Annotated in this window: 21 protein-coding genes; 11 read left to right on the forward strand and 10 right to left on the reverse strand. The window is 59.7% G+C overall.

Features of this window, described 5'->3' with window-relative positions; all coding sequences use genetic code 11:
• Nucleotides 1–157: 157 nt before the first annotated feature.
• Nucleotides 158–1687: a 2,3-bisphosphoglycerate-independent phosphoglycerate mutase gene (gene gpmI / locus PMI36_RS23695; RefSeq protein WP_008068782.1), complete on the reverse strand. Its 1530-nt coding sequence runs from the start codon at nt 1685–1687 to the stop codon at nt 158–160.
• Nucleotides 1688–1841: 154 nt separating this feature from the next.
• On the opposite strand from gpmI, the gene PMI36_RS23690 reads away from it, so the two are divergent.
• Genes PMI36_RS23690 through secB form a run of 3 tightly spaced genes read left to right on the forward strand, consistent with a single transcriptional unit; the run spans nt 1842 to nt 3052 of the window.
• Nucleotides 1842–2255, forward strand: coding sequence for a rhodanese-like domain-containing protein (locus PMI36_RS23690; protein ID WP_008005327.1), 414 nt, complete (start codon nt 1842–1844; stop codon nt 2253–2255).
• A gap of 1 nt (nt 2256) precedes the next feature.
• Nucleotides 2257–2511 carry a glutaredoxin 3 gene (grxC, locus tag PMI36_RS23685; RefSeq protein WP_007939440.1) on the forward strand — a complete coding sequence of 85 codons (255 nt, stop codon included), beginning with the start codon at nt 2257–2259 and terminating at the stop codon, nt 2509–2511.
• Nucleotides 2512–2566: 55 nt separating this feature from the next.
• Nucleotides 2567–3052 carry a protein-export chaperone SecB gene (secB, locus tag PMI36_RS23680; RefSeq protein WP_007897410.1) on the forward strand — a complete coding sequence of 162 codons (486 nt, stop codon included), beginning with the start codon at nt 2567–2569 and terminating at the stop codon, nt 3050–3052.
• 131 nt (nt 3053–3183) lie between these two features.
• Here secB and PMI36_RS23675 read toward each other — a convergent pair whose 3' ends face one another.
• On the reverse strand, nt 3184–3639 hold the full coding sequence (locus tag PMI36_RS23675; RefSeq protein WP_008068783.1) for a tRNA (cytidine(34)-2'-O)-methyltransferase: 456 nt from the start codon (nt 3637–3639) through the stop codon (nt 3184–3186).
• Here PMI36_RS23675 and PMI36_RS23670 point away from each other — a divergent pair.
• Nucleotides 3638–4078, forward strand: a complete 441-nt coding sequence (locus tag PMI36_RS23670; RefSeq protein ID WP_081235249.1) for a hypothetical protein — start codon at nt 3638–3640, stop codon at nt 4076–4078. The genes PMI36_RS23675 and PMI36_RS23670 overlap by 2 nt on opposite strands.
• A gap of 606 nt (nt 4079–4684) precedes the next feature.
• Here the strand turns inward: PMI36_RS23670 and ntrC are convergent.
• The 6 genes from ntrC to glnA all read right to left on the reverse strand — a co-directional run bounded on the left by ntrC (nt 4685) and on the right by glnA (nt 10879).
• Nucleotides 4685–6121 (reverse strand): nitrogen regulation protein NR(I), encoded by a 1437-nt coding sequence (ntrC, locus tag PMI36_RS23665; RefSeq protein WP_007897405.1) that lies wholly within the window; start codon nt 6119–6121, stop codon nt 4685–4687.
• On the reverse strand, nt 6118–7203 hold the full coding sequence (gene glnL / locus PMI36_RS23660; protein WP_008068785.1) for a nitrogen regulation protein NR(II): 1086 nt from the start codon (nt 7201–7203) through the stop codon (nt 6118–6120). The genes ntrC and glnL overlap by 4 nt, the downstream gene beginning before the upstream one ends.
• 367 nt (nt 7204–7570) lie before the next feature.
• A complete protein-coding gene (locus PMI36_RS23655) occupies nt 7571–8176 on the reverse strand; it encodes a DUF4124 domain-containing protein (protein WP_032830127.1) in 606 nt (201 codons plus the stop codon).
• Nucleotides 8173–8688 carry a DUF4124 domain-containing protein gene (locus PMI36_RS23650; protein WP_008068787.1) on the reverse strand — a complete coding sequence of 172 codons (516 nt, stop codon included), beginning with the start codon at nt 8686–8688 and terminating at the stop codon, nt 8173–8175. Before PMI36_RS23650 ends, PMI36_RS23655 begins: the two co-directional genes overlap by 4 nt.
• 101 nt (nt 8689–8789) lie before the next feature.
• Nucleotides 8790–9338 (reverse strand): chorismate mutase, encoded by a 549-nt coding sequence (locus tag PMI36_RS23645; RefSeq protein WP_008068788.1) that lies wholly within the window; start codon nt 9336–9338, stop codon nt 8790–8792.
• A 134-nt stretch (nt 9339–9472) separates the two neighbouring features.
• Nucleotides 9473–10879, reverse strand: coding sequence for a glutamate--ammonia ligase (gene glnA / locus PMI36_RS23640; RefSeq protein WP_007907861.1), 1407 nt, complete (start codon nt 10877–10879; stop codon nt 9473–9475).
• A gap of 330 nt (nt 10880–11209) precedes the next feature.
• Between glnA and thiI the strand changes: the two genes are divergently transcribed.
• A complete protein-coding gene (gene thiI / locus PMI36_RS23635; RefSeq protein WP_008068789.1) occupies nt 11210–12664 on the forward strand; it encodes a tRNA uracil 4-sulfurtransferase ThiI in 1455 nt (484 codons plus the stop codon).
• Nucleotides 12665–12803: 139 nt separating this feature from the next.
• Nucleotides 12804–14624: a translational GTPase TypA gene (gene typA, locus PMI36_RS23630; protein WP_008068790.1), complete on the forward strand. Its 1821-nt coding sequence runs from the start codon at nt 12804–12806 to the stop codon at nt 14622–14624.
• A 218-nt stretch (nt 14625–14842) separates the two neighbouring features.
• On the opposite strand, the gene PMI36_RS23625 is transcribed toward typA, so the two are convergent.
• Nucleotides 14843–15280 (reverse strand): YkgJ family cysteine cluster protein, encoded by a 438-nt coding sequence (locus tag PMI36_RS23625; RefSeq protein ID WP_008005123.1) that lies wholly within the window; start codon nt 15278–15280, stop codon nt 14843–14845.
• 256 nt (nt 15281–15536) lie between these two features.
• Between PMI36_RS23625 and PMI36_RS23620 the strand changes: the two genes are divergently transcribed.
• The 5 genes from PMI36_RS23620 (at nt 15537) to PMI36_RS23600 (ending at nt 25160) form a co-directional block, all read left to right on the forward strand.
• A complete protein-coding gene (locus PMI36_RS23620) occupies nt 15537–17987 on the forward strand; it encodes a glycogen/starch/alpha-glucan phosphorylase (protein ID WP_008068792.1) in 2451 nt (816 codons plus the stop codon).
• 304 nt (nt 17988–18291) lie between these two features.
• A complete protein-coding gene (locus PMI36_RS23615) occupies nt 18292–21876 on the forward strand; it encodes a DUF2339 domain-containing protein (protein WP_008068795.1) in 3585 nt (1194 codons plus the stop codon).
• Nucleotides 21873–23240 (forward strand): DUF3999 domain-containing protein, encoded by a 1368-nt coding sequence (locus PMI36_RS23610; protein ID WP_008068797.1) that lies wholly within the window; start codon nt 21873–21875, stop codon nt 23238–23240. Before PMI36_RS23615 ends, PMI36_RS23610 begins: the two co-directional genes overlap by 4 nt.
• Before the next feature lie 303 nt (nt 23241–23543).
• Nucleotides 23544–24554 (forward strand): class 1 fructose-bisphosphatase, encoded by a 1011-nt coding sequence (locus tag PMI36_RS23605; RefSeq protein ID WP_008068799.1) that lies wholly within the window; start codon nt 23544–23546, stop codon nt 24552–24554.
• Nucleotides 24555–24557: 3 nt separating this feature from the next.
• The gene (locus PMI36_RS23600; RefSeq protein WP_008068801.1) at nt 24558–25160 is read left to right on the forward strand and encodes a DUF924 family protein; all 603 of its coding nucleotides are present in this window, start codon (nt 24558–24560) and stop codon (nt 25158–25160) included.
• A 133-nt stretch (nt 25161–25293) separates the two neighbouring features.
• Here PMI36_RS23600 and PMI36_RS32365 read toward each other — a convergent pair whose 3' ends face one another.
• Nucleotides 25294–26058, reverse strand: a complete 765-nt coding sequence (locus PMI36_RS32365; RefSeq protein ID WP_370694726.1) for a methyl-accepting chemotaxis protein — start codon at nt 26056–26058, stop codon at nt 25294–25296.
• Nucleotides 26059–26092 lie beyond the last annotated feature (34 nt).

Raw genomic sequence — 26092 nt, forward strand, 5'->3', positions numbered from 1 at the left:
GGTTGTGTGATAACTGGACAGAAAAACACTGAAAACCAATGTGGGAGCGGGCTTGCTCGCGAATGCGGTGTGTCAGGCAACGTTGATGTTGACTGACACGCCGCATTCGCGAGCAAGCCCGCTCCCACAGGGTTTTGGCGGTGTTTGATAGGGCGGATTACACCAGAATCGAAGTCCCGGTCATTTCCACAGGTTTTTCAAGCCCCATCAACATCAGCATGGTCGGCGCCACATCCGCCAGCACGCCGCCATCACGCACCTTGAGATCACGCTTGCCAACATAGATGAACGGCACCGGCTCGGTGGTGTGGGCCGTGTGCGCCTGGCCGGTGGTTTCGTCGGACATTTGCTCAACGTTGCCATGGTCGGCGGTAATCAGGGCTTCGCCGCCGACTTTCTCCAGCGCATCGACGATGCGGCCGACGCACAGGTCCAGGCACTCGACCGCTTTGACTGCCGCGTCGAATACACCGCTATGGCCGACCATGTCGCCGTTGGCGTAGTTGACCACGATCACGTCATAACGCTGGTTTTCAATGGCATCGACGATGCGGTCGGTGACTTCCGGGGCACTCATCTCGGGCTGCAAGTCATAGGTGGCGACTTTCGGCGACGGGATCAGGATGCGTTCTTCGCCGGGGAATGGTTCTTCGCGACCGCCAGAGAAGAAGAAAGTCACGTGGGCGTACTTCTCGGTTTCGGCGATACGCAGTTGCGTCTTGCCATTTTTCGCCAGGTAATCGCCCAGCACGTTGTCCAGGCTGCTCGCGGCGAAGGCCGATGGCGCGGGGATGCTGGCGGCGTATTGGGTCAGCATGACGAAACCGGCAAGTGCAGGCTGGCGAGCGCGATCGAATTCCTTGAAATCGTCTTCGACGAACACGCGGGTCAGCTCGCGAGCGCGGTCGGCGCGGAAGTTCATGAAGATCACGGCGTCGCCGTCCTCGACCTTCACCGGCTCACCGATGCTGGTGGCTTTGACGAATTCGTCGCTTTCGCCACGCTCGTAAGCGGCTTGCAGGCCTTCCTGTGCGGTGGCGGCGTTGAATTCGCTGGCGCCATCGACAATCAGGTTGTAGGCCTGGGACACGCGGTCCCAGCGGTTGTCGCGGTCCATGGCGTAGTAACGGCCGATGATGCTGGCGATCCGGCCTTTGCCGAGGGCTTCGAAGGTTGCGTCCAGCAACTCGATCGACGACTGGGCGCTTTTCGGTGGCGTATCACGGCCATCAAGGAAGGCGTGCAGGTATATTTTTTCGGCGCCGCGCTTGTAGGCCAGTTCAGCCATGGCGACCAGGTGATCCTGGTGGCTGTGAACGCCGCCATCGGACAGCAGACCCATGAAGTGCACGGCTTTGCCGGCAGCAACGGCTTTATCCACTGCGGCGCAGATGGTCGGGTTCTCGAAGAACTCGCCGTCGCGGATCGCTTTGGTCACGCGCGTGAAGTCCTGGTACACCACGCGGCCGGCGCCAAGGTTCATGTGGCCGACTTCGGAGTTGCCCATCTGGCCGTCCGGCAAGCCGACGTCCATGCCACTGCCCGAGATCAGGCCGTTCGGTACGGTAGCCCACAGGCGGTCCAGTACGGGCTTCTTCGCTGCAAAGATGGCGTTGGATTCAGGGCTCTCGCTGTGACCGAAGCCGTCGAGAATAATCAGGACCAAAGGTTTAGGCGTGGTAGTCATGGATTCCACTCGTGGCTGAGTTATAAAGAGGGCGATGGAAAAGGGAGTGGCAGTTTAAAGCGAAGTTCCGGCGCCGTCACCGCCGGACGGGGTTTGGCCCACCATAGTGGCTGTGTATACTGGCCGACATTTTAACGCCCTGGAACCTCCTTCGATGGTTGCTCACCTGATTGAATTTGCCACTAACCACTATTTGCTTGTCGGTATCTTCGTCGTACTGCTGGCGTTGCTGATCGCTTATCAGATGCAAGGCGGCGGCCGCAGCCTGAGCACCGGTGAACTGACCGGGCTGGTCAACAAAGATGCTGGCGTGGTAATCGACATTCGTCCGACCAAGGATTTCACCGCCGGTCACATTGTTGGCGCGTTGAACATTCCTCACGACAAACTGACCGCTCGCGTCGGCGAACTGGAAAAGCACAAGGCCAAGACCATTATCCTGGTCGACGCCATGGGCCAGACTGCCGGCACTCATGCCCGCGAACTGATGAAAGCCGGCTTCACCGCCGCCAAGCTGTCCGGCGGTATTTCCAGCTGGAAAGCCGACAATCTGCCGCTGGTGAAGTGATATGAACAACGTCGTCGTCTATTCCAGCGATTACTGCCCTTATTGCTCGCGAGCCAAGTACCTGCTCGAGAACAAAGGCGTAGCCTTCGAAGAGATCAAGGTCGATGGCAAGCCGCAGGTGCGTGCCGCGATGGCTCAGAAGGCCGGACGTACGTCCGTGCCACAGATCTGGATCGGCAGCACCCACGTTGGCGGCTGTGATGATTTGTTTGCCCTGGAGCGCGCCGGCAAGCTCGACGCCATGCTCAAGGCCTGACTGCCTTACTTGAAATAGCCAACCCTATAAGACCCGAGATCAGAAAGGATCTGAGATGACTGACCAACAGAACACTGCAGCTAGCGAAGAAGAAACCGCACCGCAATTCTCCTTGCAGCGCATCTACGTACGCGACTTGTCCTTCGAAGCCCCGAAAAGCCCGGCGATCTTTCGCCAGCAGTGGGAGCCGAGTGTCGGTCTGGATCTGAACACCCGTCAGAAGGCTCTGGAAGGCGACTTCCACGAAGTCGTGCTGACTCTGTCGGTCACCGTGAAAAACGGTGAGGAAGTGGCGTTCATCGCTGAAGTGCAACAGGCCGGGATCTTCCTGATCAAGAACCTGGATGATGCTTCGATGAGCCACACGCTCGGTGCGTTCTGCCCGAACATCCTGTTCCCGTACGCTCGCGAAACCCTGGACAGCCTGGTGACCCGTGGTTCGTTCCCGGCCCTGATGCTGGCCCCGGTGAACTTCGACGCGCTGTACGCACAAGAACTGCAACGTATGCAGGCGGCTGGCGAGACTCCAACCGTTCAATAAGCGGTCTGTGCGTCAAAGCAAGTCCAATGTGGGAGCGGGCTTGCTCGCGAAAGCGGTGTAACAATCAACGAAGATGTTGAATGTTATGGCCCCTTCGCGAGCAAGCCCGCTCCCACATTTGTTATGCGGGGTTATTTGAACCCCAGCTGACGCCAGCCTTCGTAAACGGCGACGGCCACGGTGTTGGACAGGTTCAGGCTGCGACAGCCTTCGCGCATCGGCAAACGCAAGCGTTGTTCGCTGGGCAGGGCATCGAGCACTTCGGCCGGCAAGCCGCGGCTTTCCGGGCCGAAGAGGAAGGCGTCACCCTCGGCGAAGCTGGCGTCGTGAAATGGCCGCGAGCCCTTGGTGGTAAAGGCGAACAGCCGGGGATGGCCGAGGCTTTCCAGACAGCTGGCAAGGTCTGCGTGGCGTTGCAGGGTGGCATACTCATGGTAATCGAGGCCGGCCCGGCGCAGACGCTTGTCGTCCATCTCGAAGCCCAGCGGTTCGATCAAATGCAGGTGGCAGCCACTGTTGGCGCACAGCCTGATAACGTTGCCGGTATTCGGCGGAATTTCTGGTTGGAAAAGGATGACGTGAAACATGCACGGCTCCGAAGGTAAAGATGACGGGCATTCTACGCCGCCAAAGGACCCTCGTTCGAAACTATTCCCTCGGGTGATGGCTTCGTTGGCGATTGTCGGGGTGATGGTGGGCCTGATGATCGGTCGCCTGACCGCGCCCGACCCCAGCGTTTTGCAGCAGGTCGAGGTGACGAACGATGGACTGGTGGTGTGGTTCAACAACGAACCCAAAACCCACGGCGAGCTGGTCGACGGCAGCGTGGCGCTGTTATTCGAGGCTGAAGGCCGTGCACAGAAAGGTCAGCTCAAGCTCAACGGCAAGGACGTGAACTGGCGAACGCGTTTGAGTGATGGGGGACTGTTGCTGACGGTGGTGGCGGCCCGGCCGCTGCAGGGCGAGTGGGCCGGTAGCGAGGTCGATGACCGCTGGCGGCTGGAGATCCATCTCCGAGAGCAATAAAAGAGGGAATCCCCGGCCTGCCTGTACCAAGGTTCCCAAAACGGGAGGGCTCGCGCATTGCAGCGTGAGCCCGGTGTAAAGAGGGAATCCCCGGCCTGCCTGTACCAAGGACCCCAAAACGGGATGGGCTCGTCGCAATTGCGGTATGAGCCCGGTGTAAAGAGGGGAATCCCCGGCCTGCCTGTACCAAGGTCCCCGAAACTGGGTAGTGAATCGAATCACTGATTGGACTATTGCAGGGGGCGTGCCAGTTTTTAACAAGTTGCAACAGAAAGCCGCTGAGCAGCGCTGAAAGCCCCGTAATTCGGGGCTTTTATGTTTTTGCGATATGGTTTTTCTTGCAGGTGGAGGCGGGGTTTTGGATCGATTGTCGTGCTCGATTGCGGTTCACGGTGCATTGCCGCGGTGCATTGAATTCTAAATGTGGGAGCGGGCTTGCTCGCGAAAGCGGTGTGTCATTCAGCATCAATGTTGAATGTGATGGCCTCTTCGCGAGCAAGCCCGCTCCCACATGGGTTTGATGTCAGCCACAAAAGATGGCTTGGCACAAAACCCGTAGGAGCGAGGCTTGCCCGCGAATGGATCCAGAGAACGACGAAAGCCTAACTAGCCCTCATCCCCCTCATCATCATCCCCGCCATCTACCTTCATCCCCAATTCCTTGATCTTGCGCGTCAGGGTATTGCGGCCCCAACCCAGCAACACGGCGGCATCGCGGCGGCGGCCGGCGGTGTGTTTGAGGGCGGTTTCGATCATGATCCGCTCGAAGGCTGGCACGGCACTGTCCAGAAGACTCGACTGACCGCGAGCCAACGCCTGATCAGCCCACTGACGCAGTGCTTGCTCCCAGTTAGTCACCGGCGCTGAGTCCTGCGGCAGGCTCAGCAGCTCTGGCGGCAGATCGCTGATGTGCACTTCGCGACCCGAAGCCATTACCGTGATCCAGCGACAGGTGTTCTCCAGCTGACGCACGTTGCCCGGCCACGGCAGGTTCTTCAGGTATTCCTCGGTTTCGCTTTTCAGCAACTTCGGTTCCACCGCCAGTTCTTGCGCGGCGCGGCTGAGGAAGTGCTTGGCCAGGGTCGGGATGTCTTCGCGACGGTCCGACAGCCTTGGAATGTGGATGCGGATCACGTTGAGGCGGTGGAACAAGTCCTCACGAAATTTTCCGGCGTGCACCAGGGTTTCCAGATTCTGGTGAGTCGCGGCGATGATTCGCACATCGACCTTCACCGGCACATGACCGCCGACACGGTAGAACTCGCCGTCCGCCAATACCCGCAGCAAGCGCGTCTGAGTGTCCGCCGGCATGTCGCCGATTTCATCGAGGAACAGTGTGCCACCGTCAGCCTGTTCAAAGCGCCCGCGACGCAAGTTTGCCGCGCCGGTAAAGGCGCCTTTTTCATGGCCGAACAGTTCGGACTCCATCAGATCCTTGGGGATCGCCGCCATGTTCAGCGCAATGAACGGCGAGGCCGCCCGTGGGCTGTGACGGTGCAGCGCGTGTGCCACCAACTCTTTACCGGTACCCGATTCGCCATTGATCAGCACGGTGATGTTGGAGTGGCTCAAGCGCCCGATGGCGCGAAACACTTCCTGCATCGCCGGTGCTTCGCCGATGATTTCTGGCGTACGGGTCAGGGCGACCGGGACTTCCAGGCCTTGCTGTTCCTGAGCGTGCTGGTTGGCGCGCTTGACCAGTGACACCGCTTCGTCGACATCGAATGGCTTGGGCAGATACTCGAAAGCGCCACCCTGATAGGACGCGACAGCGCTGTCCAGGTCGGAGTGCGCGGTCATGATGATGACCGGCAGTCGGGGGTGCTGTTCGCGAATCCGTGCCAGAAGGTCCAGGCCGCTGGCACCCGGCATGCGGATGTCGGAGATGATCACGTCCGGCTGCTGGCGCGCCAGGCGGCTCATCACGCCGTCGGCGCTGTCGAAGCTTTGCGTGGTCATGCCTTCCTGCTGCAAGGCTTTTTCCAGGACCCAACGGATAGAACGGTCGTCATCGACGATCCACACGGTTTCACTACGGCTCATGTCGATGTGGCTCCTTGTTCCAGTGGCAGAAAGATCGAGAACGTGGTGTGGCCTGGATGGCTTTCACATTCGATCAGGCCCTGGTGCTGGCTGATGATGTTCTGGGTAATGGCCAGGCCCAGCCCGGTACCGTCCGGACGGCCGCTGACCATGGGGAAGAAAATGGTTTCCTGCAGCTCGGCGGGGATCCCCGGGCCGTTGTCGATGATTTCGATCTTGGTCACCAGGCGGTGGCGCACGTGGCCGATGGTGAACTGGCGCATGGCGCGGGTACGCAAGCTGATACGGCCGAGGCGCAGCTCGTTCTGGCTGCTGATGGCCTGCATCGCGTTGCGCACAATGTTCAGGACGGCCTGAATCATCTGTTCGCGATCAATCAACACATCCGGAATGCTTGGGTCGTAGTCGCGCACCAAAGTGATGCAGCCCTGACTCTCTGCCTCCACCAACTGACCTACGCGTTCCAGCACTTCATGGACATTGCACATGGCCAGTGACGGCAATTTGTTGGAGCCGAGCATGCGATCCACCAGATTGCGCAGGCGATCGGCTTCTTCAATGATGACGTTGGTGTAGTCGCGCAGGCTTTCTTCCGGCAATTCACGGGCGAGCAACTGAGCCGCGCCACGAATCCCGCCGAGCGGATTTTTGATTTCATGGGCGAGGCCGCGTACCAGCATCTTGCTGGTCTCCTGCTTCGACAGCTGCGCCTCTTCCTTGGTGATCCGCAACAAGCGATCACGCGGGTGAACCTCCAGCAACAGCAGCGTATTGCCATTGCTCAGGATCGGTGTCACGGCGTAGTCGACGGTCAGGGTCTGGCCGGTGAGGGCGGTGAGCATCGCTTCGCGCTTGGTGAACGGGTGCGCCTGCTGGACTGCCTGGCGCAGGGAGTTCAGCGCCTCAGTGGATTCGGTGAACAACTCGCTGATGAACTGCCCATGGCTACGCTGGCCGCTGATGGCCAGCAGCATCTCCGCCGCCGGGTTCATGTACTCAAGGCGCAGTTCGGCGTCGAGCAGAATGGTTGCGGTGGTCAGGTTGTCGAGTAGCAAGCGGTGTAGTGCGTCGCTAATGGTCATCAGGACCTCTTTTGGAGCGGAGCGCGCGCAAGAAACAAGCGCCGATACGAGGAAAATGCAAAAACCAAACCAAGGCTCCGAAAAGAAGCGTTTAGAGCCTGAAACAGGCGTTTGACGCTCATTTGCGTGGCGTTCTGCCAGCTTTTGCGAGTACTTTCGAACCAAAATGGGTTGGGGTGTGAGTACTGTGCACTCTATTGCACCAATATAGTGCGCAAACCTGAACGAAGTAAAAGAAGCGTCAACGGAACCTGTGGGAGCGGGCTTGCTCGCGAAAGCGGTATGTCAGGTGACATCAATGTTGGCTGTGCCGCCGTCTTCGCGAGCAAGCCCGCTCCCACATGGGGTTGCGCTTAACTGACTGGCATCAGCGCCAGAAGAAGCTTTTTTCTTCTTCGGGTTTGTCTTTGAGGGGGCATTCCGGCCGTTGGCCGTAGTCGGTAAGGACGCAGGGTTTGACCTGACGTTTCTGCGCGAGGGAAGTGCGCTGCATGTGGAAGGGTTGATTGGCCGTGCGTTCGACGGTACGGCCCTGTTCGTCGAGGATTTCCACTGACAGGTTGTGGCTGCCGCGGTCGATGTTGCTCAGGGCGAACACCGGGCTCGGGCCGGGCTCGGCGGTGGGTTGGCCATCCAGCAGCAGGCGATAGCGATGGCCCTGTTGCAGGCCTGGTTCGCTGGTAACGCTGACGATCAATTCCCCGGCAGTGCTACGGATCGTGGCATCCGGGTCCGGCACCAGCACACGAAGCATGTCGTAATGAAACAGTGGTTTGGCTTTCGTGGCCGCCACTGGCGCGGCGCCGCTCGGGTTGGCCGACATCCGATTGCTGGTCGCCAGTGGTACACGCTTGGCATTGCGGGTGCCCGGCTGATCGGTGAAGACCCGATTGCCCTGGGCATCGATGTAGGTGAAAACCTCGGCCATTGCCGGCAGGCTGATCAGGCAGGCGACCAACAGCCAGCACCTCAAGGCTTATGCACCCGTTGTACGGTGAAGGTCACGGTGGGGCTCTGCTGCACCACGTTTTGCCCATCGATCACCTGAACCGCGAGGCGGTGTTCGCCACGGTCGATGTTCACCAGTTGCAGAATCGGCACGTTGCTCGGTTGGCCGTAGGGTTGATCGTCCAGTAACAGCCTCAATCGATGAGAGCCTTGCAGGCGTGGTTGGATCAATACGCTAACCGTGAACGTGCCATTGTTGGCGCGCAAGGCTTCTTCGGTGGGCAGACCGGTCAGCTCCAGCACCTGATAGGCGCTGCCGGGCTGTTCGCGGCTACTGGATTGCGCAGGTGCTACAGGCTCGCCCGGAGGTTGACGCACGACGCTGTTGAGCGGTGGCAGCTCCACGGGCTGAGCCTTTACACCATCGGGCGGTTGATTGCTGTAGGCGGTGTTGCCGTTGGCATCGGTGTACTTGTAGATCTGCGCGGCGGCGGGCAGGGCGATCAGCACAAGCAGGCATAACAACAATGAGCGCATTGCAGGCTTCCATTGGCCGTTGGGCAAGTGTCCGGCCCTGTTCCATTCATGGCGACTAAGCGCTGAGCATAGAGCACTTCAGCGCACATCGGCAGGTCGGCTCAGTGGCTGGCGCTGCACAACTCAGCGGTGGCGCGTACCTGGGCAAGCCCGCGCAGTGGCGCTTGGGCACCGCTTTTATTGGCCTTGGCCAGCCAAGCCGGGCACTGCGGGTCGTTGCGATAAGGGCTGAAATCGGCCAGTTGTTGCAGCAGGCGTTTTTGTAACCGGTCAAGTTGCGGGCGGATCTGCCCGACGAGATCGGGGCGAGGATCGTTGGGGGCCTTGCCTTGGGCATGCCAGTCAGACAAATGCGCGTATTGCACCAGTTTGTTGGCCTCGATCTGCGCAGAAAAGAACTGTTCGACGGCTTCGTTGCTCAATTTATAGGCTGGTGCGAGGGCGACGGCGCCGGCAATGACTTCGCGCTCGCGCTGCCGGTCTTCGACCGGTTTGCCGCTGTCCCATTTGCTCAGCGCGACCTGATCGGCAATCGCCAGGCGTTCTTCGATGGTGCCAAGCAACGGGGCGAGGGCGGCAGGTGCCGGGCTGGCAAAAGCGCTGTTGGCCAGCAGGGCGGTGAGCAGGGCAAGGCATGGACGTAGGCGCATGGGGCATCTCGGCTTTATCGGATGAAAGCCATGATGCACGCAACCGGGCATCCGATGACAGACGGTCGCCCATAAAAAAGGCCTCCCGAAGGAGGCCTCTCTTTTGTCACGCCGCGTAGCGCGGCGCTACCGGATCAGCAGCTGTAGTACAGCTCATATTCCAGTGGGTGTACGAAGGTACGAACCTTGATTTCTTCTTCGCTTTTCAGGGCGATGTAAGCGTCGATGAAGTCGTCGCTGAAAACGCCGCCTTTGGTCAGGAACGCACGACCTTTGTCCAGCTCTTCCAGGGCTTCTTTCAGGCTGCCGCAAACTTGTGGGATCTCTTTCGCCTCTTCAGGCGGCAGGTCGTACAGGTTTTTGTCAGCTGCGTCGCCTGGGTGGATCTTGTTCTGGATGCCGTCCAGGCCAGCCATCAACAGTGCAGCGAAGCCCAGGTACGGGTTAGCTGCCGGATCCGGGAAGCGAGCTTCGATACGGCGAGCGCGAGGGCTGGACACGTAAGGAATACGGATCGAAGCCGAACGGTTGCGAGCCGAGTAAGCCAGCATCACTGGCGCTTCGAAACCTGGGACCAGACGCTTGTAGGAGTTGGTCGACGGGTTGGTGAAGCCGTTCAGAGCCTTACCGTGCTTGATGATGCCGCCGATGAAGTACAGAGCGGTATCGGACAGGCCGGCATAGCCTTCGCCAGCGAAGGTGTTCTTGCCATCTTTGGCGATGGACAGGTGAACGTGCATACCCGAACCGTTGTCGCCGTACAGAGGCTTAGGCATGAAGGTCGCGGTGCGGCCGTATGCGTCAGCAACGTTGTGTACGCAGTACTTCAGGGTTTGAACTTCGTCAGCCTTGGCAACCAGGGTGTTGAACTTCACGCCGATTTCGTTCTGGCCGGCAGTCGCCACTTCGTGGTGGTGAACTTCGATGACCAGGCCCATTTCTTCCATGGCGTTGCACATGGAGGTACGGATTTCGTGGTCGTGGTCGAACGGTGGAACAGGGAAGTAGCCGCCTTTGACGCCTGGACGGTGGCCTTTGTTGCCGCCTTCCACGTCCTGGTCGGACATCCACGAACCTTGTTCGGAGAAGATTTTGAACATCGAACCGGAGATGTCGGACTTGAACTTCACTTCGTCGAAGATGAAGAATTCAGGCTCTGGACCCACGAATACGGTGTCGCCGATACCGGTCGACTTCAGATATTCCTCGGCACGCTTGGCGATCGCACGTGGGTCACGGTCGTAGCCTTGCATGGTCGAAGGCTCGATCACGTCGCAAACCAGGATCAGGGTCGGCTCTTCGGTGAACGGGTCGAGAACGGCAGTGCTGTCGTCCGGCATCAGGATCATGTCGGAAGCTTCGATGCCTTTCCAGCCAGCGATGGAGGAACCGTCGAACATTTTGCCTTCTTCGAAGAAAGCTTCATCCAGCCCATCGCGAGCCGGCATGGTCACGTGGTGCTGAGTGCCTTTTGTGTCCGTGAAGCGCAGATCAATCCACTTGACGTCATGATCTTTGATGAGTTGAACCGACTTCGACATAGTGTCCTCCGGGTGGCTTCGGGCTTAGTAGTGGATGCCCTTAGAATGTGGGTGATGCCGGCGCGAATACTCTGCCAAGGCAACCTGCCTCACAAGGGAGCAAATTGCATGCCAGTGCCCCACCATGGGTTTTTTGCCCCAATATCACGCTTATAAAGGTGCAATGCCTCGAAAAGCGCCAAACCTCGCCCTGTAATGTAGCGTCGAATTCCATAAATGACCTGTTTCGGTGCGCTCAAAACCTTCTGCACATTAACTGGTTAAACCTTGAGCAATTTCCGCTATAATCCGCGCCCCCCTTTTTCGGCTGGCCCAGCGCGCGCTGTTTTCATGAAACTAATCGTAAAAGTCTTCCCCGAGATCACCATCAAGAGCCGCCCGGTACGGATGCGTTTCATCCGCCAGTTGGCTAAAAACATCCGTACCGTGCTCCGCGACCTGGACCCGGCTGTGGTGGTGAACGGTGTGTGGGACAATCTCGAGCTGGAAACCCGCGTCAGCGAGCCGAAAGCCCTGAAGGAGATGACCGAGCGCCTGAGCTGCATGCCGGGCATCGCGCATTTCCTGCAGGTCGATGAATACCCGTTGGGCGACTTCGACGACATCGTCGCCAAGTGCAAGCAGCATTTCGGTGACGCCCTGGCCGGGAAGATCTTTTCGGTGCGCTGCAAGCGTGCCGGCAAGCACGAATTCAGCTCCATGGACGTCGAGAAATACGTCGGCAGCCAACTGCGTCGTCAGTGCGGCGCCGCCGGAATCTCGCTCAAACAGCCTGAAATCGAAGTTCGCATCGAAATTCGCGACAAACGGTTGTTCGTGATCCACAGCCAACACAACAGCATCGGCGGTTATCCGCTGGGTGCCCTGGAACAGACGCTTGTACTGATGTCCGGTGGCTTCGATTCCACCGTCGCCGCCTACCAGATCATGCGCCGCGGGCTGATGGCCCACTTCTGCTTCTTCAATCTGGGCGGACGAGCCCATGAATTGGGCGTCATGGAAGTCGCGCACTTCATCTGGAAGAAGTACGGCAGCTCCCAACGCGTGTTATTTGTCAGTGTGCCGTTCGAGGAAGTACTGGGAGAAATTCTCGGGAAAGTCGATAACAGTCATATGGGTGTAGTTTTGAAGCGTATGATGTTGCGCGCTGCTTCCCGTATTGCCGATCGGCTGGAGATCGAAGCGCTGGTCACCGGCGAAGCGATTTCCCAGGTGTCGAGCCAGACGTTGCCGAACCTGTCCGTGATCGACTGCGTGACCGACAAGCTGGTCTTGCGCCCGCTGATCGCCAGTCACAAGCAGGACATCATCGACCTGGCCAACGAAATCGGTACTGCCGATTTCGCCAAGCACATGCCGGAATACTGCGGGGTCATCTCGGTGAACCCAAAGACCCACGCCAAGCGTCCACGCGTGGAGCATGAAGAGAAAGAATTCGACATGGCGGTACTCGAGCGTGCGCTCGAGAACGCCAAACTGGTGCCGATCGATCGCGTAATCGACGAATTGGGCCAGGATTTGCAGATCGAAGAAGTCAGCGAAGCACTGGCGGGCCAGATCATCATCGATATCCGTCACCCGGATGCCGCTGAAGACGAGCCGCTGGAACTCGCTGGCATTGAGGTACAAGCGATGCCGTTTTATGCACTGAACGCTCGTTTCAAGGAACTGGACCCTACTCGCCAGTACCTGCTGTATTGCGACAAAGGCGTGATGAGTCGCCTGCATGCCCACCATTTGCTCAGTGAGGGGCATGCCAATGTGCGCGTTTATCGACCGAGCTAAGTGCCCGGGGCTGTTTGCCTGTGGCCTGCGTCACCGGCCCCCCGACGCCGCCGTCAAGCTGTAACGGCTTTGCCGGACTCTACTGTAAATCGCTGCCAAGACTTGTCAGCACACCGAATCCTCTGATCGAGATACACAAGTGATCGAAAATCTACGCAACATCGCCATCATTGCTCACGTTGACCATGGTAAAACCACCCTGGTAGACAAACTCTTGCGTCAATCCGGCACCCTGGAGCGCAACGAGCTCAACGACGAGCGCGTGATGGACTCCAACGACCAGGAAAAAGAGCGCGGTATTACCATTCTGGCGAAAAACACCGCCATCAACTGGAACGGCTACCACATCAACATCGTGGACACCCCGGGCCACGCCGACTTCGGCGGCGAAGTTGAACGCGTAATGTCGATGGTTGACTCCGTTCTGCTGCTGGTTGACGCTCAAGACGGCCCTATGCCGCAAACCCGTTTCGTGACCAAGAAGGCTTTCGAAGCCGGCCTGCGTCCAATCGTGGTGATCAACAAGGTTGACCGTCCAGGCGCGCGTCCGGACTGGGTTCTGGACCAGATCTTCGACCTGTTCGACAACCTCGGTGCTACCGAAGAACAGCTGGACTTCAAAGTCGTCTACGCCTCGGCCCTGAACGGCATTGCCGGTCTGGAACACACCGACATGGCTGAAGACATGACTCCGCTGTACCAGTCGATCGTCGACAACGTACCTGCGCCGAAAGTCGACCGTGACGGTCCGTTCCAGATGCAAATCTCCGCTCTGGACTACAACAGCTTCCTGGGTGTTATCGGCGTTGGCCGTATCGCTCGTGGTCGCGTCAAGCCGAACACCCCGGTTGTCGCTATCGGTGCCGACGGCAAGAAGCGTAACGGTCGTATCCTGAAGCTGATGGGTCACCACGGTCTGCACCGTGTAGACGTTGAAGAAGCTGCTGCAGGCGACATCGTGTGCATCAGCGGTATGGACTCGCTGTTCATCTCCGACACCCTGTGCCACCCGGACACCGTTGAAGCGATGAAGCCGTTGACTGTCGACGAGCCAACCGTTTCCATGACCTTCCAGGTAAACGACTCGCCTTTCTGCGGTAAAGAAGGCAAGTTCGTGACTTCCCGTAACATCAAGGAACGTCTGGACAAAGAGCTGCTGTACAACGTTGCACTGCGCGTTGAAGAAGGCGACTCGGCTGACAAGTTCAAGGTTTCCGGCCGTGGCGAACTGCACCTCTCGGTACTGATCGAAACCATGCGTCGCGAAGGCTTCGAAATGGCTGTAGGCCGTCCGGAAGTGATCATCCGTCTGGTTGACGGCGTGAAGCACGAACCGTTCGAAAACGTCACCATCGACCTGCCGGAAGAATCCCAGGGCAAGGTGATGGAAGAGATGGGCCTGCGTAAGGGCGACCTGACCAACATGGTGCCGGATGGCAAGGGCCGTGTACGTCTGGAATACAACATCCCTGCTCGTGGTCTGATCGGTTTCCGTAACCAGTTCCTGACCCTGACCAACGGTGCTGGCATCCTGACCTCGATCTTCGACCGTTACGACGTGATGAAGTCCGGCGACATGTCCGGCCGTCAGAACGGCGTTCTGGTTTCGGTTGAAACCGGCAAGGCACTGACCTACTCCCTGGAAACCCTGCAGGCGCGTGGCAAGCTGTTCGTCGAACACGGCCAGGAAATCTACAACGGTCAGATCGTTGGTCTGAACAGCCGTGACAACGACCTGGGCGTCAACCCTACCAAGGGCAAGAAGCTCGACAACATGCGTGCTTCGGGTAAAGACGAAACCATCGCTCTGGTTCCACCTGTTCGCTTCACCCTGGAACAGGCTCTGGAATTCATCCAGGACGACGAGCTGTGCGAAGTGACTCCTAAGTCCATTCGTCTTCGCAAGAAGATTCTGGACGAAAGCGAGCGTACCCGCGCTGCCAAGAAAGCCAAGGCGTAATTAGCCCCGGCTGAACGAAAACGCCCCCGACCGCAAGGTCGGGGGCGTTTTTGTTTGTCTGGGTTTTTTGCGGTGTTTGTGAGGGCCTCTTCGCGAGCAAGCCCGCTCCCACAGGGGATTTGTTCTTTACAGATGATCTGTGTTCAACGCCAATCCCCTGTGGGAGCGGGCTTGCTCGCGAAAGCGGTCTGTCTATCGCTGAAGAACTCAACGATTGTTTAAAACTTGTCCAGCGTCCGCGGATTGTTCTCGCGCACCACTTCTTTTGGCTTGTACGCGCAATACCCCGGCCGCGGTCCGATCTTCGGGTGATTGCGGCAGGTATCCGGGCGCTTATCATAAATAGTGCACAAACGGCTCTTGCGATCCAGGTACAGGCAATCGTTGTTGCTCATGCGCTGAAGGGTGAAGATCTCGGACTTCTGGTTATAGCGCTCGACGATACCTTCCTTCTGCAAACGCTTGGCGATGTTCTTCGGCGGATCGCCACGCTCGAATTCGTCGACGATACCGATACGGATCAGATCCTTGATCTTGACCTCGACCGGCAAGGTGCAGCAGCTGGACACGCAGGAACCGCACATCGGGGCAGAGTATTTTGCCCAGGTATCGAGGCGATCGATCTCCGCGGCGGCGATCAGGTTGGGCTTCATCATCGGTTGTTACCAGCGTGTGCATCAGGGCGCGCGATCATACCGGGACTGGTGGATTTTTGAACAACCTTTCGCCAGATTTTTTCGCTTGGCGCAAAATAATCCCTGTGTCCGGCACGGCCCCTGCATTGTTTCTGGCACGCGACAACGTAATGTCGACCTATCTCGCACTAACAGGAAAAACTGCCGAACCAGAGTCTCAATGGTCTGTCAGACCGACTAGGCTCAGACAACTTCACGCTCGCTCGAGGTCTTATCGATGACTCAAGAACCACTTGTTCGCGAAGCAGAGGTGGCCGCATTCCGCGACGCCGTCTTGACCAAGCTTACCTACGCGGTGGGCAAAGACCCTGATCACGCCTTCGACCACGACTGGTTCGAAGCCATCGCCCTGGCGGCGCGCGATCACATGGTCGAGCACTGGATGGACCACACCCGGCAGATCTACCGCAAAGGCCAGAAACGGGTCTATTACCTCTCCCTTGAATTCCTGATCGGCCGCTTGCTCTATGACAGCCTGAGCAATCTCGGCCTGCTCGATGTGGCCCGCGAGGCCATGACCGAACTTGGCGTCGACATCGAACGCATCCGTCTGCTGGAGCCCGATGCGGCACTGGGCAATGGAGGCCTCGGGCGTCTGGCGGCGTGCTTCATGGAAAGCATGTCGACCCTGGGCATCGCCGGCCATGGTTATGGCATTCGTTACGAACACGGTTTGTTCCGTCAGGCCATCGTCGACGGCTGGCAGCAGGAGCAGACCGAACACTGGCTGGATTTCGGCAACCCATGGGAGTTCGAACGGCCGGAGGTCGCCTACCCGATCGGCTTCGGCGGCAGTGTCGAAACCGTGACCGATGAGAACGGCAAATCCAGGCAAGTCTGGTCCCCGGCGGAAACCGTGCGGGCCATTGCCTATGACACCCCGGTGGTCGGTTGGCGCGGCGCGAGTGTCAACACGCTACGACTGTGGCGTGCCCGGGCCATGGAAGAGTTGCACCTGGAACGCTTCAATGCGGGCGACCACCTGGGCGCGGTAGCAGAAGTGGCCCGGGCTGAAAGTATCTCCCGCGTGCTCTACCCGGCGGACAGCACCGAGGCCGGCCAGGAGCTGCGTCTGCGTCAGGAATACTTCTTCGTCGCCGCGTCCCTGCAGGATTTGCTGCGCCGCCATCGCAACATGCACACCTCGGTGCTGACCCTGGGTGATCACGCGGCCATTCAACTCAACGACACTCACCCCTCGATTGCCGTGGCCGAGTTGATGCGTCAGTTGGTCGACGTTTATGACGTGGCGTGGGATGCGGCGTGGCAGGTCACCGTCGACACGCTGTCGTACACCAACCACACGTTGTTGCCGGAAGCGCTGGAAACCTGGCCGGTCGGTTTGATGGAACGGATGCTGCCACGGCACATGCAGATCATTTACTTGATCAACGCCCAGCACATCGACTCATTGCGGGCCAAGGGCGTTCACGATTTCGACGTATTGCGTGCGGTGTCGCTGATCGAGGAGGACAACGGTCGTCGCGTGCGCATGGGTAACCTGGCATTCCTTGGTTCCCACAGTGTCAACGGCGTGTCCGGCCTGCACACGCAGCTGATGCGCAGCACAGTGTTTTCCGAGTTGCATAAACTCTATCCGGAGCGGATCAACAACAAGACCAACGGCATTACCTTCCGCCGCTGGCTCTACCAGGCGAACCCCGAGCTGACTTCGATGATGGTCGACGCCCTCGGCCCGGATCTGCTGGATAACCCCGAAGAAAGCCTGATAGGGCTGGAACCGTTTGCCGAGAAGACTGCATTCCGCAAACAGTTCGCCGAACAGCGGCTGCACAGTAAGAAAGCTCTGGCGTACCTGATTCATGAACGGCTGGGGGTTGCGATCAACCCGGCGGCGATGTTCGACGTGCAGGTCAAGCGGATCCACGAATACAAACGTCAGTTGCTCAACCTGCTGCACACCGTTGCGCTGTATCAGGCGATTCGTGCCGAACCGGAAATAGACTGGGTGCCGCGGGTGAAAATCTTCGCCGGCAAGGCGGCGGCCAGTTATCACCAGGCCAAATTGATCATCAAACTGACCAACGACATCGCCCGGGTGGTCAACAACGACCCGACCGTGCGTGGTTTGCTCAAAGTGGTGTTCTTGCCCAACTACAACGTCAGCCTAGCCGAAAGCATCATTCCAGCGGCGGATTTGTCGGAACAGATTTCCACCGCAGGCTTCGAGGCCTCTGGCACCAGCAACATGAAGTTCGGCCTCAACGGCGCGCTGACCATCGGCACCCTGGACGGGGCCAACGTGGAGATGAGCGAGCGCATTGGTGTCGAACACATGTTCATCTTCGGCCTCAGCGCCGAGCAAGTGGAAGCGCGCAAGCTCAACCATGAGTTCAACGCGGCACCGGACATTGCTGCCTCCCATCGACTCAACGATGTGTTGCAAGCGATTCGCGGAGGGGTGTTCTCGCCAGACGATCCGTCCCGCTACACCACCCTGATTGATTCGCTGGTGGACTATGACCGCTTCCTGGTCTGCGCCGATTTCGATTCTTACTGGAACGCTCAGATGCGGGTCGAGGCTCATTGGCACGACTCCAAAGAATGGTGGCGCTCGGCGGTATTGAGCAGCGCGCGGATGGGCTGGTTCTCGTCCGACCGGACCATTCGCGAGTACGCCACGGATATCTGGAAGGCACTGGAGTAACTTTCTGCAACAAATGTGCGCAAGGCCCAACGTCCGTTGGGCCTGATCGATATACTAAGCACCAACTTGACCCTTGTGGGAGCGGGCTTGCTCGCGAAAGTGGACCGACATTCAACATCGATGTCGAATGTCAGGCCCTCTTCGCGAGCAAGTCGGATCGCCGCACCGCCGCTCCCACATTGGATTTGTGGTGCAGATGCAATCTGCTCTCACACTGGACTCCGGGTATCTGCTCACTAGACTGAGCGTTGACGCTGTATCGCCCGGATTTGCCCCACCGCGGGGCTGCTTAGGGATATCGACCATGCAATGGATGTTCATGCTGATTGGGCTGCTGCTGGGCTGGCTACTCGACGAGTCGTTCAGCGATGCGCTGTTGGGCGCTCTGCTCGGGCTGGGTATTGGCCAGGCCATCCGCATCGGCCGCTTGAGTACTCAAGGCGCCGAGCAGCGACGCTTGCTCGATCAGGCGCAGGTTGCGCTGCATGCGGTCGAGCAGCGACTGGCATTGCTGGAAGTGTCGGGCGTCAAAACACCTGAAGCCAGTCAACCTGCGGCTAGCGAGCCGGTTCCATCCCCTGAAATTATTCTCGAGCAAGCCCCTGTCGCATCCCCGGAGCTGATCTGGGAGCTGCCGCCTGAACTCGAACCCATCACAGCGGCCGCGGCCGAAGCCAGTCGTCCGCAGACAGATGCCTGGAAACCCGAACCGGTTGCCCGCGAACCACAACAACCGGCGGCGCCTCGCGGTCCGAACTTCATCGAGCGCGCCATCAGCGGCGCGCGCAACTGGTTGTTCGGCGGTAATACCGTGTTGCGAGTTGGCGTGGTGCTGTTGTTCCTCGGCCTGGCCTTCCTGTTGCGCTATGCCACCGAAGGCATGGTGGTGCCGGTCGAGTTGCGTTATGCCGGTGTCGCGGCGGCGGCCTTGGGCTTGCTCGCGCTGGGCTGGTTGCTGCGTCTGCGCAACAGCAATTACGCGTTGATGCTGCAAGGCACCGGGATCGCGGTGTTGTACCTGACCGTATTTGCCGCGATGCGTCTGCATCCGTTGCTCGACCCCACGGCTGCACTGGGGCTGCTGGTGGTGGTGACGGTGTTCTCGGCGATTCTCGCCATTACCCAAAACGCCTTGGGCCTGGCTGCCGCTGCTGCCCTGGGTGGTTTCGCCGCGCCGATCCTGACCTCCACCGGCGCCGGCAACCATGTCGCGCTGTTCAGCTACTTCGCCTTGCTCAATGCCGGCATCCTCGCCATCGCGTGGTTCAAGGCCTGGCGGCTGCTTAACCTGATCGGTTTTGTCGGCACCTTCGGCATCGGGTTGGCCTGGGGCCTGCGCTCCTACAAGCCTGAACTGCTGTGGAGCACCGAGCCATTCCTGATCCTGTTTTTCCTGATGTACCTGGCCATCGGCCTGTTGTTCGCCCGGCGCAAACTGCTGGAAATGAGCGATGCGCCCGAGGACGACAGCCGCGATGCACTGCTGCACTGGTCGGCGCGCAAGGGCGATTACGTTGACGGCACGATGCTGTTCGCCCCTCCGCTGGTGGGCTTCGGTTTGCAGTTCGCGCTGGTGGAGCATCTGGAATTTGCCGCCGCCTTCAGCGCCTTGGCACTGGGCATGATTTACATGGGGCTGGCACGGTTGCTGATGGGCGGTCGAGCGCTGTTGTTGGCGGAAACCTGTCTGGCACTTGGTGTGATCTTCGCCAGCCTGGCAATTCCGCTGGGGCTCGACGCGCGTTGGACCGCGGCCGCCTGGGCGGTGGAAGGCGCGGGGATTTTCTGGCTCGGCCTGCGTCAACAACGACCGCTGGCGCGAGCCTTTGCCTTGCTGCTGCAGCTGGGCTCGGCACTGGCCTTTCTCAGTGAGCTGCGGACCGGTGAGAGCAGCCTGCTCGATGGCGCACCGCTGGGAGCGTTGATGCTCGGTGTGGCGCTGCTGTTCAGCTTCTACCAATTACGCAAAGCGTTGCCCGAGCAGGCGTCGCAGTGGGAGCGCCAAGCGCTACCGGTGCTGGCCTGTCTGGGGTTGACGTTCCTCTATCTGCTGGCGCCGCTGTTCTTCTTCACTCATGGCACGGCGATCAGTTGGGCGCTGGCCGGGTTGGCGACGCTGCTCGTCGGCCTGCGCCTGCAATCGCGAACCTTCCTGTTCACCGCGTTCGCCGTGCAACTGCTCGGTGGTGCGTTGTTCCTGTTGCGGCTGCAAGGGGCGGGTGGTGAGTCGGCTGCGGTGTTCAGCGCCGGTTGGAGCGGTTTGCTCAGCGCGTCCCTGATCGGGCTGGCATTGATCGCCGGGATGTTGCTGGCGGCCCGCGACGAAATGGTGCGCAAGGACGTGCGCTTGCTGCGCGGTTTGTCAGTGGTGTTGCTGGCCGGCCTGGTGCTGATCAACCTCGCGGTATTGTTCGTGTTGCCGTGGCAAACCGCGAGTGCGGTGTGGGCCGCCAGTGGTTTGTTCATCATCTGGTTGAGCCTGTACCTGAAGCAGCGCGTGAGTTTTGTCTTTGGTCTGCTGTTGCAGGTGATCGGCGGCGCGGCGTTCCTGTTCGCCGGGCCAGACCTGCTCGGCCCGCTGCTCAGCGAAGGGTTGCGACCGCTGGCGCATAGCGGTTTCTGGACGCCGCTGGTGCTGGGGCTGGCCGCCTTCGTCGGGGCCTGGCGTTTGCAGCTCGGCAATCATGCCTCGGCCTTCGATGGGTTGAGCCTGCAGCGCTTGTCCGAAGTGTTGCTGGTGTGGGGCGCGGGTTGGTGGGCGCTGGCGTGGGTCAGCGAAGTGCTGCGCTTTGCGCCGTCGAACCTGCAAGCCACTTTGTTGCTGGCCGTCGCCGCCGTGAGTGTCGCGCTGTGGACGGTATTGGCGCTGCGCCTGAAGTGGTCGTCGCTGGGCTGGCTCTGCACCTTGCTGATTCCCGCTGCCGGTATGGTGCTGCTCGCGGCCTGGCATTCGCGTTATCACCCGGCCGCCAACGTCGGCTGGCTGGTTTGGGTTGCGGTGTTCGTCGTGCATTTCATCTCCCTGCGGCGTCTGGCGCCGACGTTGCCCGCAACAGCCCTGAGCGCCGCCCATGTGCTCGGCTGCTGGTTGTTGATCGGCGTGTTGGCCCTGGAGCTGCGTTACGGTCTGCTGCTGTTGTCGGAGCAGTACAACGCCTGGCGCTGGTTGGGCTGGGCGATTCTGCCGAGCCTGTATCTGGTGCTGATAGCTGCACCGCGTGCATGGCCATGGCCGGTGTCGGCTTATCCCCGTGAGTACCGGGTCTATGCCGCTGCGCCGTTGGCACTGTTGATGCTCGGCTGGTTCTGGTTGGCGAACATCGCCAGTGACGGCACCGCCGAGCCGCTGCCCTATGTGCCACTGATTAACCCGCTGGAGCTGGGTCTGTTGTTTGCCCTGTTCGGCGTTTACGTCTGGTCTCGCAGTGCCGTGACGCAACTGGCGATTCGCAAGGAGTACGCCGATAACGCCACGCAAGTGATCGCCGGGGTTTCGCTGTTCGTCTTCTTCACTGCGCTGGTGATGCGCGCGGCTCACCATTGGGGTGGCGTGCCGTACGCGCTGGATCTGCTGCTTGGGTCGATGTTGGTGCAGGCCGGCCTGTCCATCGTCTGGACCCTGATGGCGCTGAGTCTGATGATCGGTGGGCATCTGCGTCATCGCCGCGAAGTCTGGCTGATCGGCGCGGCGCTGATCGCGCTGGTGGTCGCCAAGCTGTTCTTCGTTGAATTGAGTAACCGTGGCGGGCTCGCGCGGATCGTGTCGTTTATCGGCGTTGGCGTGTTGCTGTTGGTGGTGGGCTATTTCGCTCCATTGCCACCCAAGCGTGCCGAGGCTGTGCCGGATGTTGAAAAACCGGCCCCTGAAACCGAAGGAGTGTCGTCTTGAGTCAGAAGCTGAACCTGGGCTGGTGGGGTGCTGTTGTACTGGGCGTGACACTGTCGGCCGGCGCGCAGGAAAAACCGGCGGACTTTGCCGCGCAGGTGCCGCTGTCGGTGAGTGGCGAAGGCCCGTGGTATCGCCTGGAATTACCCTTGGGCGTGCAATTGAAGGCGCGACAAACCGATCTCAGCGATCTACGCGTGTTCAACGCCGCCGGTGAGCCTCAGGCTTATGCGCTGGCCCGGGAACCCGCGCAGACCCGCGAAAACCGTATGCTTCACGACGTGAAGTGGTTCCCGTTGTACAACTCGGCGGATGCCACCGAACGCGCGCCGAGTGTGCGCGTGCAATCGAACACCAACGGCACGTTGATCGAAGTGCAGCCGTCCAGCCAGTTGGAGGCGGGCGAAGAAGAGCTGCGCGGCTGGCTACTCGATGCCAGCCGCATCAAGGCGCCGTTACAGCAATTGATCCTCGATTGGACCAGCGATCGCGACGGCTTCCAGCGTTTCAGCATTGAAGCCAGCGACGATTTGCAGCATTGGCAGTCGTGGGGCGAAGGGCAGGTGGCCCGCCTGACGTTTGCCGACGAACGGGTTGAACAACATGAGGTCGGCCTGCCGGGGCAATCAGCGCGCTATCTGCGTTTGCTGTGGAGCTCACCGCAATCGGCGCCAGCGCTGACTTCGGCGCAACTGGAAAGCACCAACCCTCGCACCTTGCCGCTGCCGTTGGTCTGGTCGCAACCGTTGGCTGGCACCCGCGTGAAGGCCGGTGAGTACATCTGGCAATTGCCGATGGGGTTGAATGTCCAGCGCTTGCAGATCGAGCTGAATCAGCCCAACAGCCTGGCGCCGGTGACGTTGTCGGGTCGCCGGGAAACCAGCCTGCCGTGGCAAACGCTGACCAGCGGTTTGCTCTACCGCTTGACCCAGAATGGCCAGGACGTGGTGCAGAACGAATTGCAGCTGCCGGGCCAGACCGTGCAGCAATTGAAGCTGACGGTGGATGAGCGCGGCGGTGGCCTGGGCGCCGAAGCGCCGACCGTGCGGTTTGCCGTGCGCTCCACGCAACTGGTGTTCCTGGCGCGCGGTGCCGGGCCTTATACGCTGGCGTTGGGGAGTGCGACGGTGAAGGCGGCGAGCTTGCCGTTGTCGACGCTGATTCCCGATTACAGCGCTGCGAAGCTGGCGGCGTTGGGCAAGGCGACCGTGGAGGGTGGGGTTGTGGTGACTCCGGCGGCGACCGTGCCTGCGGTGGCGGACACGAACTGGAAGAAGTTCGGGCTGTGGGCGGTGCTGTTGCTCAGTGTGCTGTTTCTGGGGGCCATGGCGTTCAGCTTGCTGCGCAAGCCTGCTGCTAAGTCCTGAGGATGGCTGGTGCTATGCGCCATTCGCGAGCAAGCCCGCTCCCACACTGGATCTCGGTCGTACACAAATGTTGTGCACGCTGAAGATCTACTGTGGGAGCGGGCTTGCCCGCGAAAGCGGTCTATCAGCCACAAAAAAACCTCAATCTGCCACTGATCCACAAGCCACATCGACCCCATTTCGAACTACGCTCAACCCCGCACATGAACTCTATTGGGTGTATCACGTCTGATAGGAGGAAATGCGCCCCGACTCGCGTTAAACTGCGCGGGTTTTTAGCCCCCCATTCCACCGGAGCCTTCCATGTCCCGCGTTACCTTGAGTCGCTATTTGATTGAGCAGACCCGTAGCAACAACACTCCTGCCGATCTGCGCTTCCTGATCGAAGTGGTGGCGCGTGCCTGCAAGGAAATCAACCACGCCGTCTCCAAAGGCGCCCTGGGTGGCGTCCTGGGCAGCATGGGCACTGAAAACGTCCAGGGCGAAGTGCAGAAGAAACTCGACGTGATCTCCAACGAAATCCTGCTCGAAGCCAACGAGTGGGGCGGTCACCTGGCCGGCATGGCGTCCGAAGAAATGGACAATGCCTACCAGATCCCGGGCAAATACCCGAAAGGCGCGTACCTGCTGGTATTTGACCCACTGGACGGTTCGTCGAACATCGACATCAACGCGCCGGTCGGCACCATCTTCTCGGTACTGCGTTGCCCGAACGAATACCTGAGCCAGAACGAGCCCTTGAATGAAAAGGCTTTCCTGCAGCCAGGTACCCAGCAAGTGGCCGCCGGTTATGCCATCTATGGTCCGCAGACCATGTTGATCCTGACCCTGGGCGACGGTGTGAAAGGCTTCACCCTGGACCGCGAAATGGGCAGCTTCGTGCTGACCCATGAAGACATCAAGATCCCGGAGTCCACTCAGGAGTTCGCGATCAACGCGTCCAACCAGCGGCACTGGGAAGCTCCGGTACAACGCTACGTCAGCGAATTGCTGGCTGGCGAAGAAGGCCCGTTGAAAAAGAACTACAACATGCGCTGGGTCGCGGCGATGGTCGCGGACGTACACCGCATCCTGAACCGCGGCGGTCTGTTCATGTACCCACGCGACAGCCGCGAGCCGTCGAAGCCGGGCAAACTGCGCCTGATGTACGAAGCCAACCCAATGTCGTTCCTGGTGGAACAAGCCGGTGGCGCATCCACTGACGGCCACCAGCGCATCCTCGACATCCAGCCGGAAGGCCTGCACCAGCGTGTTGCGGTGTTCCTCGGTTCGAAAGAAGAAGTTGCCCGCGTCACGGCTTACCACAAGGAATAAACCATGACTGCGCCCTGGCAGCCGTTACTCGAATGGTGGTTTGGATCTTTCGAATCACCCAACGAAATAGCGGCTGACAAGGGCAAGTTATGGTTCGGCAAGCGCGACAGCCAGGACCTCGAAGCGCGCACGCGTTTCGGGGACCTGGTCGAGCAGGCACTGGCCGGCGGTTTGACCGAATGGGTGCAACACCCTGAAGGTTGGCTGGCCTTGGTGCTGCTACTCGATCAACTTCCGCGAATGATCTTTCGCGATACCCCCAAATCCTTTTCAGGCGATCTCAGGGCTCAGGCACTGGTAGCGCAAGGCATTGCTGCGGATTTTGATCGGCAACTGCGGCCGATCCAGCGGGTGTTTATCTATCTGGTGTTTGAGCACTGCGAAAACCTGGCGGTGCAGAACGAAGCGGTTTCGCGGTTTCTTGATCTGGTTGAACAGCAACCGGAGGCGGATCGGGCGGTGTTTGCCGACAACCTGGATTATGCCGAGCGGCATCAGAAGATCATTGCGCGATTTGGACGGTTTCCCCATCGCAATGCGGTGTTGGGGCGTGAGTCTACGGCTGAGGAAGTTGAGTTTCTTTCGAAGCCTGGGTCTCGGTTTTAGATTTTCGTTGCAGATGATGCCGCCTTCGCGAGCAAGCCCGCTCCCACATTGAGTTTTCAGCGAACACAGATTTTGTGTACGACCGAGATCAAATGTGGGAGCGGGCTTGCTCGCGAAGAGGCCCGCAAAAGCACTAGATCCTGAAACTGCCCACCAACTGCTTCAACCGCGCCGCCTGCTGCTCAAGGTCAGCGCACGCACGCAACGTCGACTGCAAGTTCTCCACACCTTCCTGGTTCAGCGTGTTGATCTCGGTGATGTCGACGTTGATCGACTCCACCACAGCGGTCTGCTCCTCAGTCGCGGTCGCCACGGACTGGTTCATCCCGTCGATCTCACCGATGCGCTGCGTCACGCTGCCCAGGCGCTCACCGGCCTGGTTGGCGATGCCGACGCTGCTTTCGCTCTGGCGCTGGCTGTCGGTCATGGTGCTGACCGCTTCCCGGGCGCCGACTTGCAGTTCTTCGATCATCTTCTGCACTTGCTGCGCCGAATCCTGAGTGCGGTGGGCGAGGTTGCGCACCTCATCTGCGACCACGGCAAAACCACGGCCGGCTTCACCGGCACGGGCTGCTTCGATGGCTGCGTTGAGCGCCAGCAGGTTGGTTTGCTGCGAGATGCTGGTGATCACTTCCAGAATCTGACCGATGTTCACCGTGTTGCTGTTCAGGGTTTCGATGTTGCCGCAGGAATCGCTGATCTTCGCCGACAGCTGCTGCATGGCGGCGATGGTTTTATCCACCACTTGCTGACCGTCTTCGGCCAAGGCACGGGCGTCGCTCGAGTGTTGCGAGGCGAGGGCGGCGTTCTGGGCGATTTCCTGGGCAGCGGCACCCAATTCGTTGATGGCTGCCGCCACGCTGCTGGTGCGTGAGGCTTGCTGATCGGAGTTGAACATCGACGAGTTGGAGGCCGCGACGACTCGCAAGGCG

Origin of the sequence: Pseudomonas sp. GM79 (genome assembly GCF_000282495.1) — a bacterium.
In the GTDB taxonomy this organism is placed as follows: domain Bacteria; phylum Pseudomonadota; class Gammaproteobacteria; order Pseudomonadales; family Pseudomonadaceae; genus Aquipseudomonas.

Excerpts from the sequence above, each read along its gene's own strand:
- gpmI (WP_008068782.1), bottom strand. The coding sequence starts at position 1,687 with ATGACTACCACGCCTAAACCTTTGGTCCTGATTATTCTCGACGGCTTC.
- PMI36_RS23690 (WP_008005327.1), top strand. The coding sequence starts at position 1,842 with ATGGTTGCTCACCTGATTGAATTTGCCACTAACCACTATTTGCTTGTC.
- grxC (WP_007939440.1), top strand. The coding sequence starts at position 2,257 with ATGAACAACGTCGTCGTCTATTCCAGCGATTACTGCCCTTATTGCTCG.
- secB (WP_007897410.1), top strand. The coding sequence starts at position 2,567 with ATGACTGACCAACAGAACACTGCAGCTAGCGAAGAAGAAACCGCACCG.
- PMI36_RS23670 (WP_081235249.1), top strand. The coding sequence starts at position 3,638 with ATGCACGGCTCCGAAGGTAAAGATGACGGGCATTCTACGCCGCCAAAG.
- PMI36_RS23675 (WP_008068783.1), bottom strand. The coding sequence starts at position 3,639 with ATGTTTCACGTCATCCTTTTCCAACCAGAAATTCCGCCGAATACCGGC.
- ntrC (WP_007897405.1), bottom strand. The coding sequence starts at position 6,121 with ATGAGCCGTAGTGAAACCGTGTGGATCGTCGATGACGACCGTTCTATC.
- glnL (WP_008068785.1), bottom strand. The coding sequence starts at position 7,203 with ATGACCATTAGCGACGCACTACACCGCTTGCTACTCGACAACCTGACC.
- PMI36_RS23650 (WP_008068787.1), bottom strand. The coding sequence starts at position 8,688 with ATGCGCTCATTGTTGTTATGCCTGCTTGTGCTGATCGCCCTGCCCGCC.
- PMI36_RS23645 (WP_008068788.1), bottom strand. The coding sequence starts at position 9,338 with ATGCGCCTACGTCCATGCCTTGCCCTGCTCACCGCCCTGCTGGCCAAC.
- glnA (WP_007907861.1), bottom strand. The coding sequence starts at position 10,879 with ATGTCGAAGTCGGTTCAACTCATCAAAGATCATGACGTCAAGTGGATT.
- thiI (WP_008068789.1), top strand. The coding sequence starts at position 11,210 with ATGAAACTAATCGTAAAAGTCTTCCCCGAGATCACCATCAAGAGCCGC.
- PMI36_RS23625 (WP_008005123.1), bottom strand. The coding sequence starts at position 15,280 with ATGATGAAGCCCAACCTGATCGCCGCCGCGGAGATCGATCGCCTCGAT.
- PMI36_RS23620 (WP_008068792.1), top strand. The coding sequence starts at position 15,537 with ATGACTCAAGAACCACTTGTTCGCGAAGCAGAGGTGGCCGCATTCCGC.
- PMI36_RS23615 (WP_008068795.1), top strand. The coding sequence starts at position 18,292 with ATGCAATGGATGTTCATGCTGATTGGGCTGCTGCTGGGCTGGCTACTC.
- PMI36_RS23605 (WP_008068799.1), top strand. The coding sequence starts at position 23,544 with ATGTCCCGCGTTACCTTGAGTCGCTATTTGATTGAGCAGACCCGTAGC.
- PMI36_RS23600 (WP_008068801.1), top strand. The coding sequence starts at position 24,558 with ATGACTGCGCCCTGGCAGCCGTTACTCGAATGGTGGTTTGGATCTTTC.
- PMI36_RS32365 (WP_370694726.1), bottom strand. The coding sequence starts at position 26,058 with ATGTTCAACTCCGATCAGCAAGCCTCACGCACCAGCAGCGTGGCGGCA.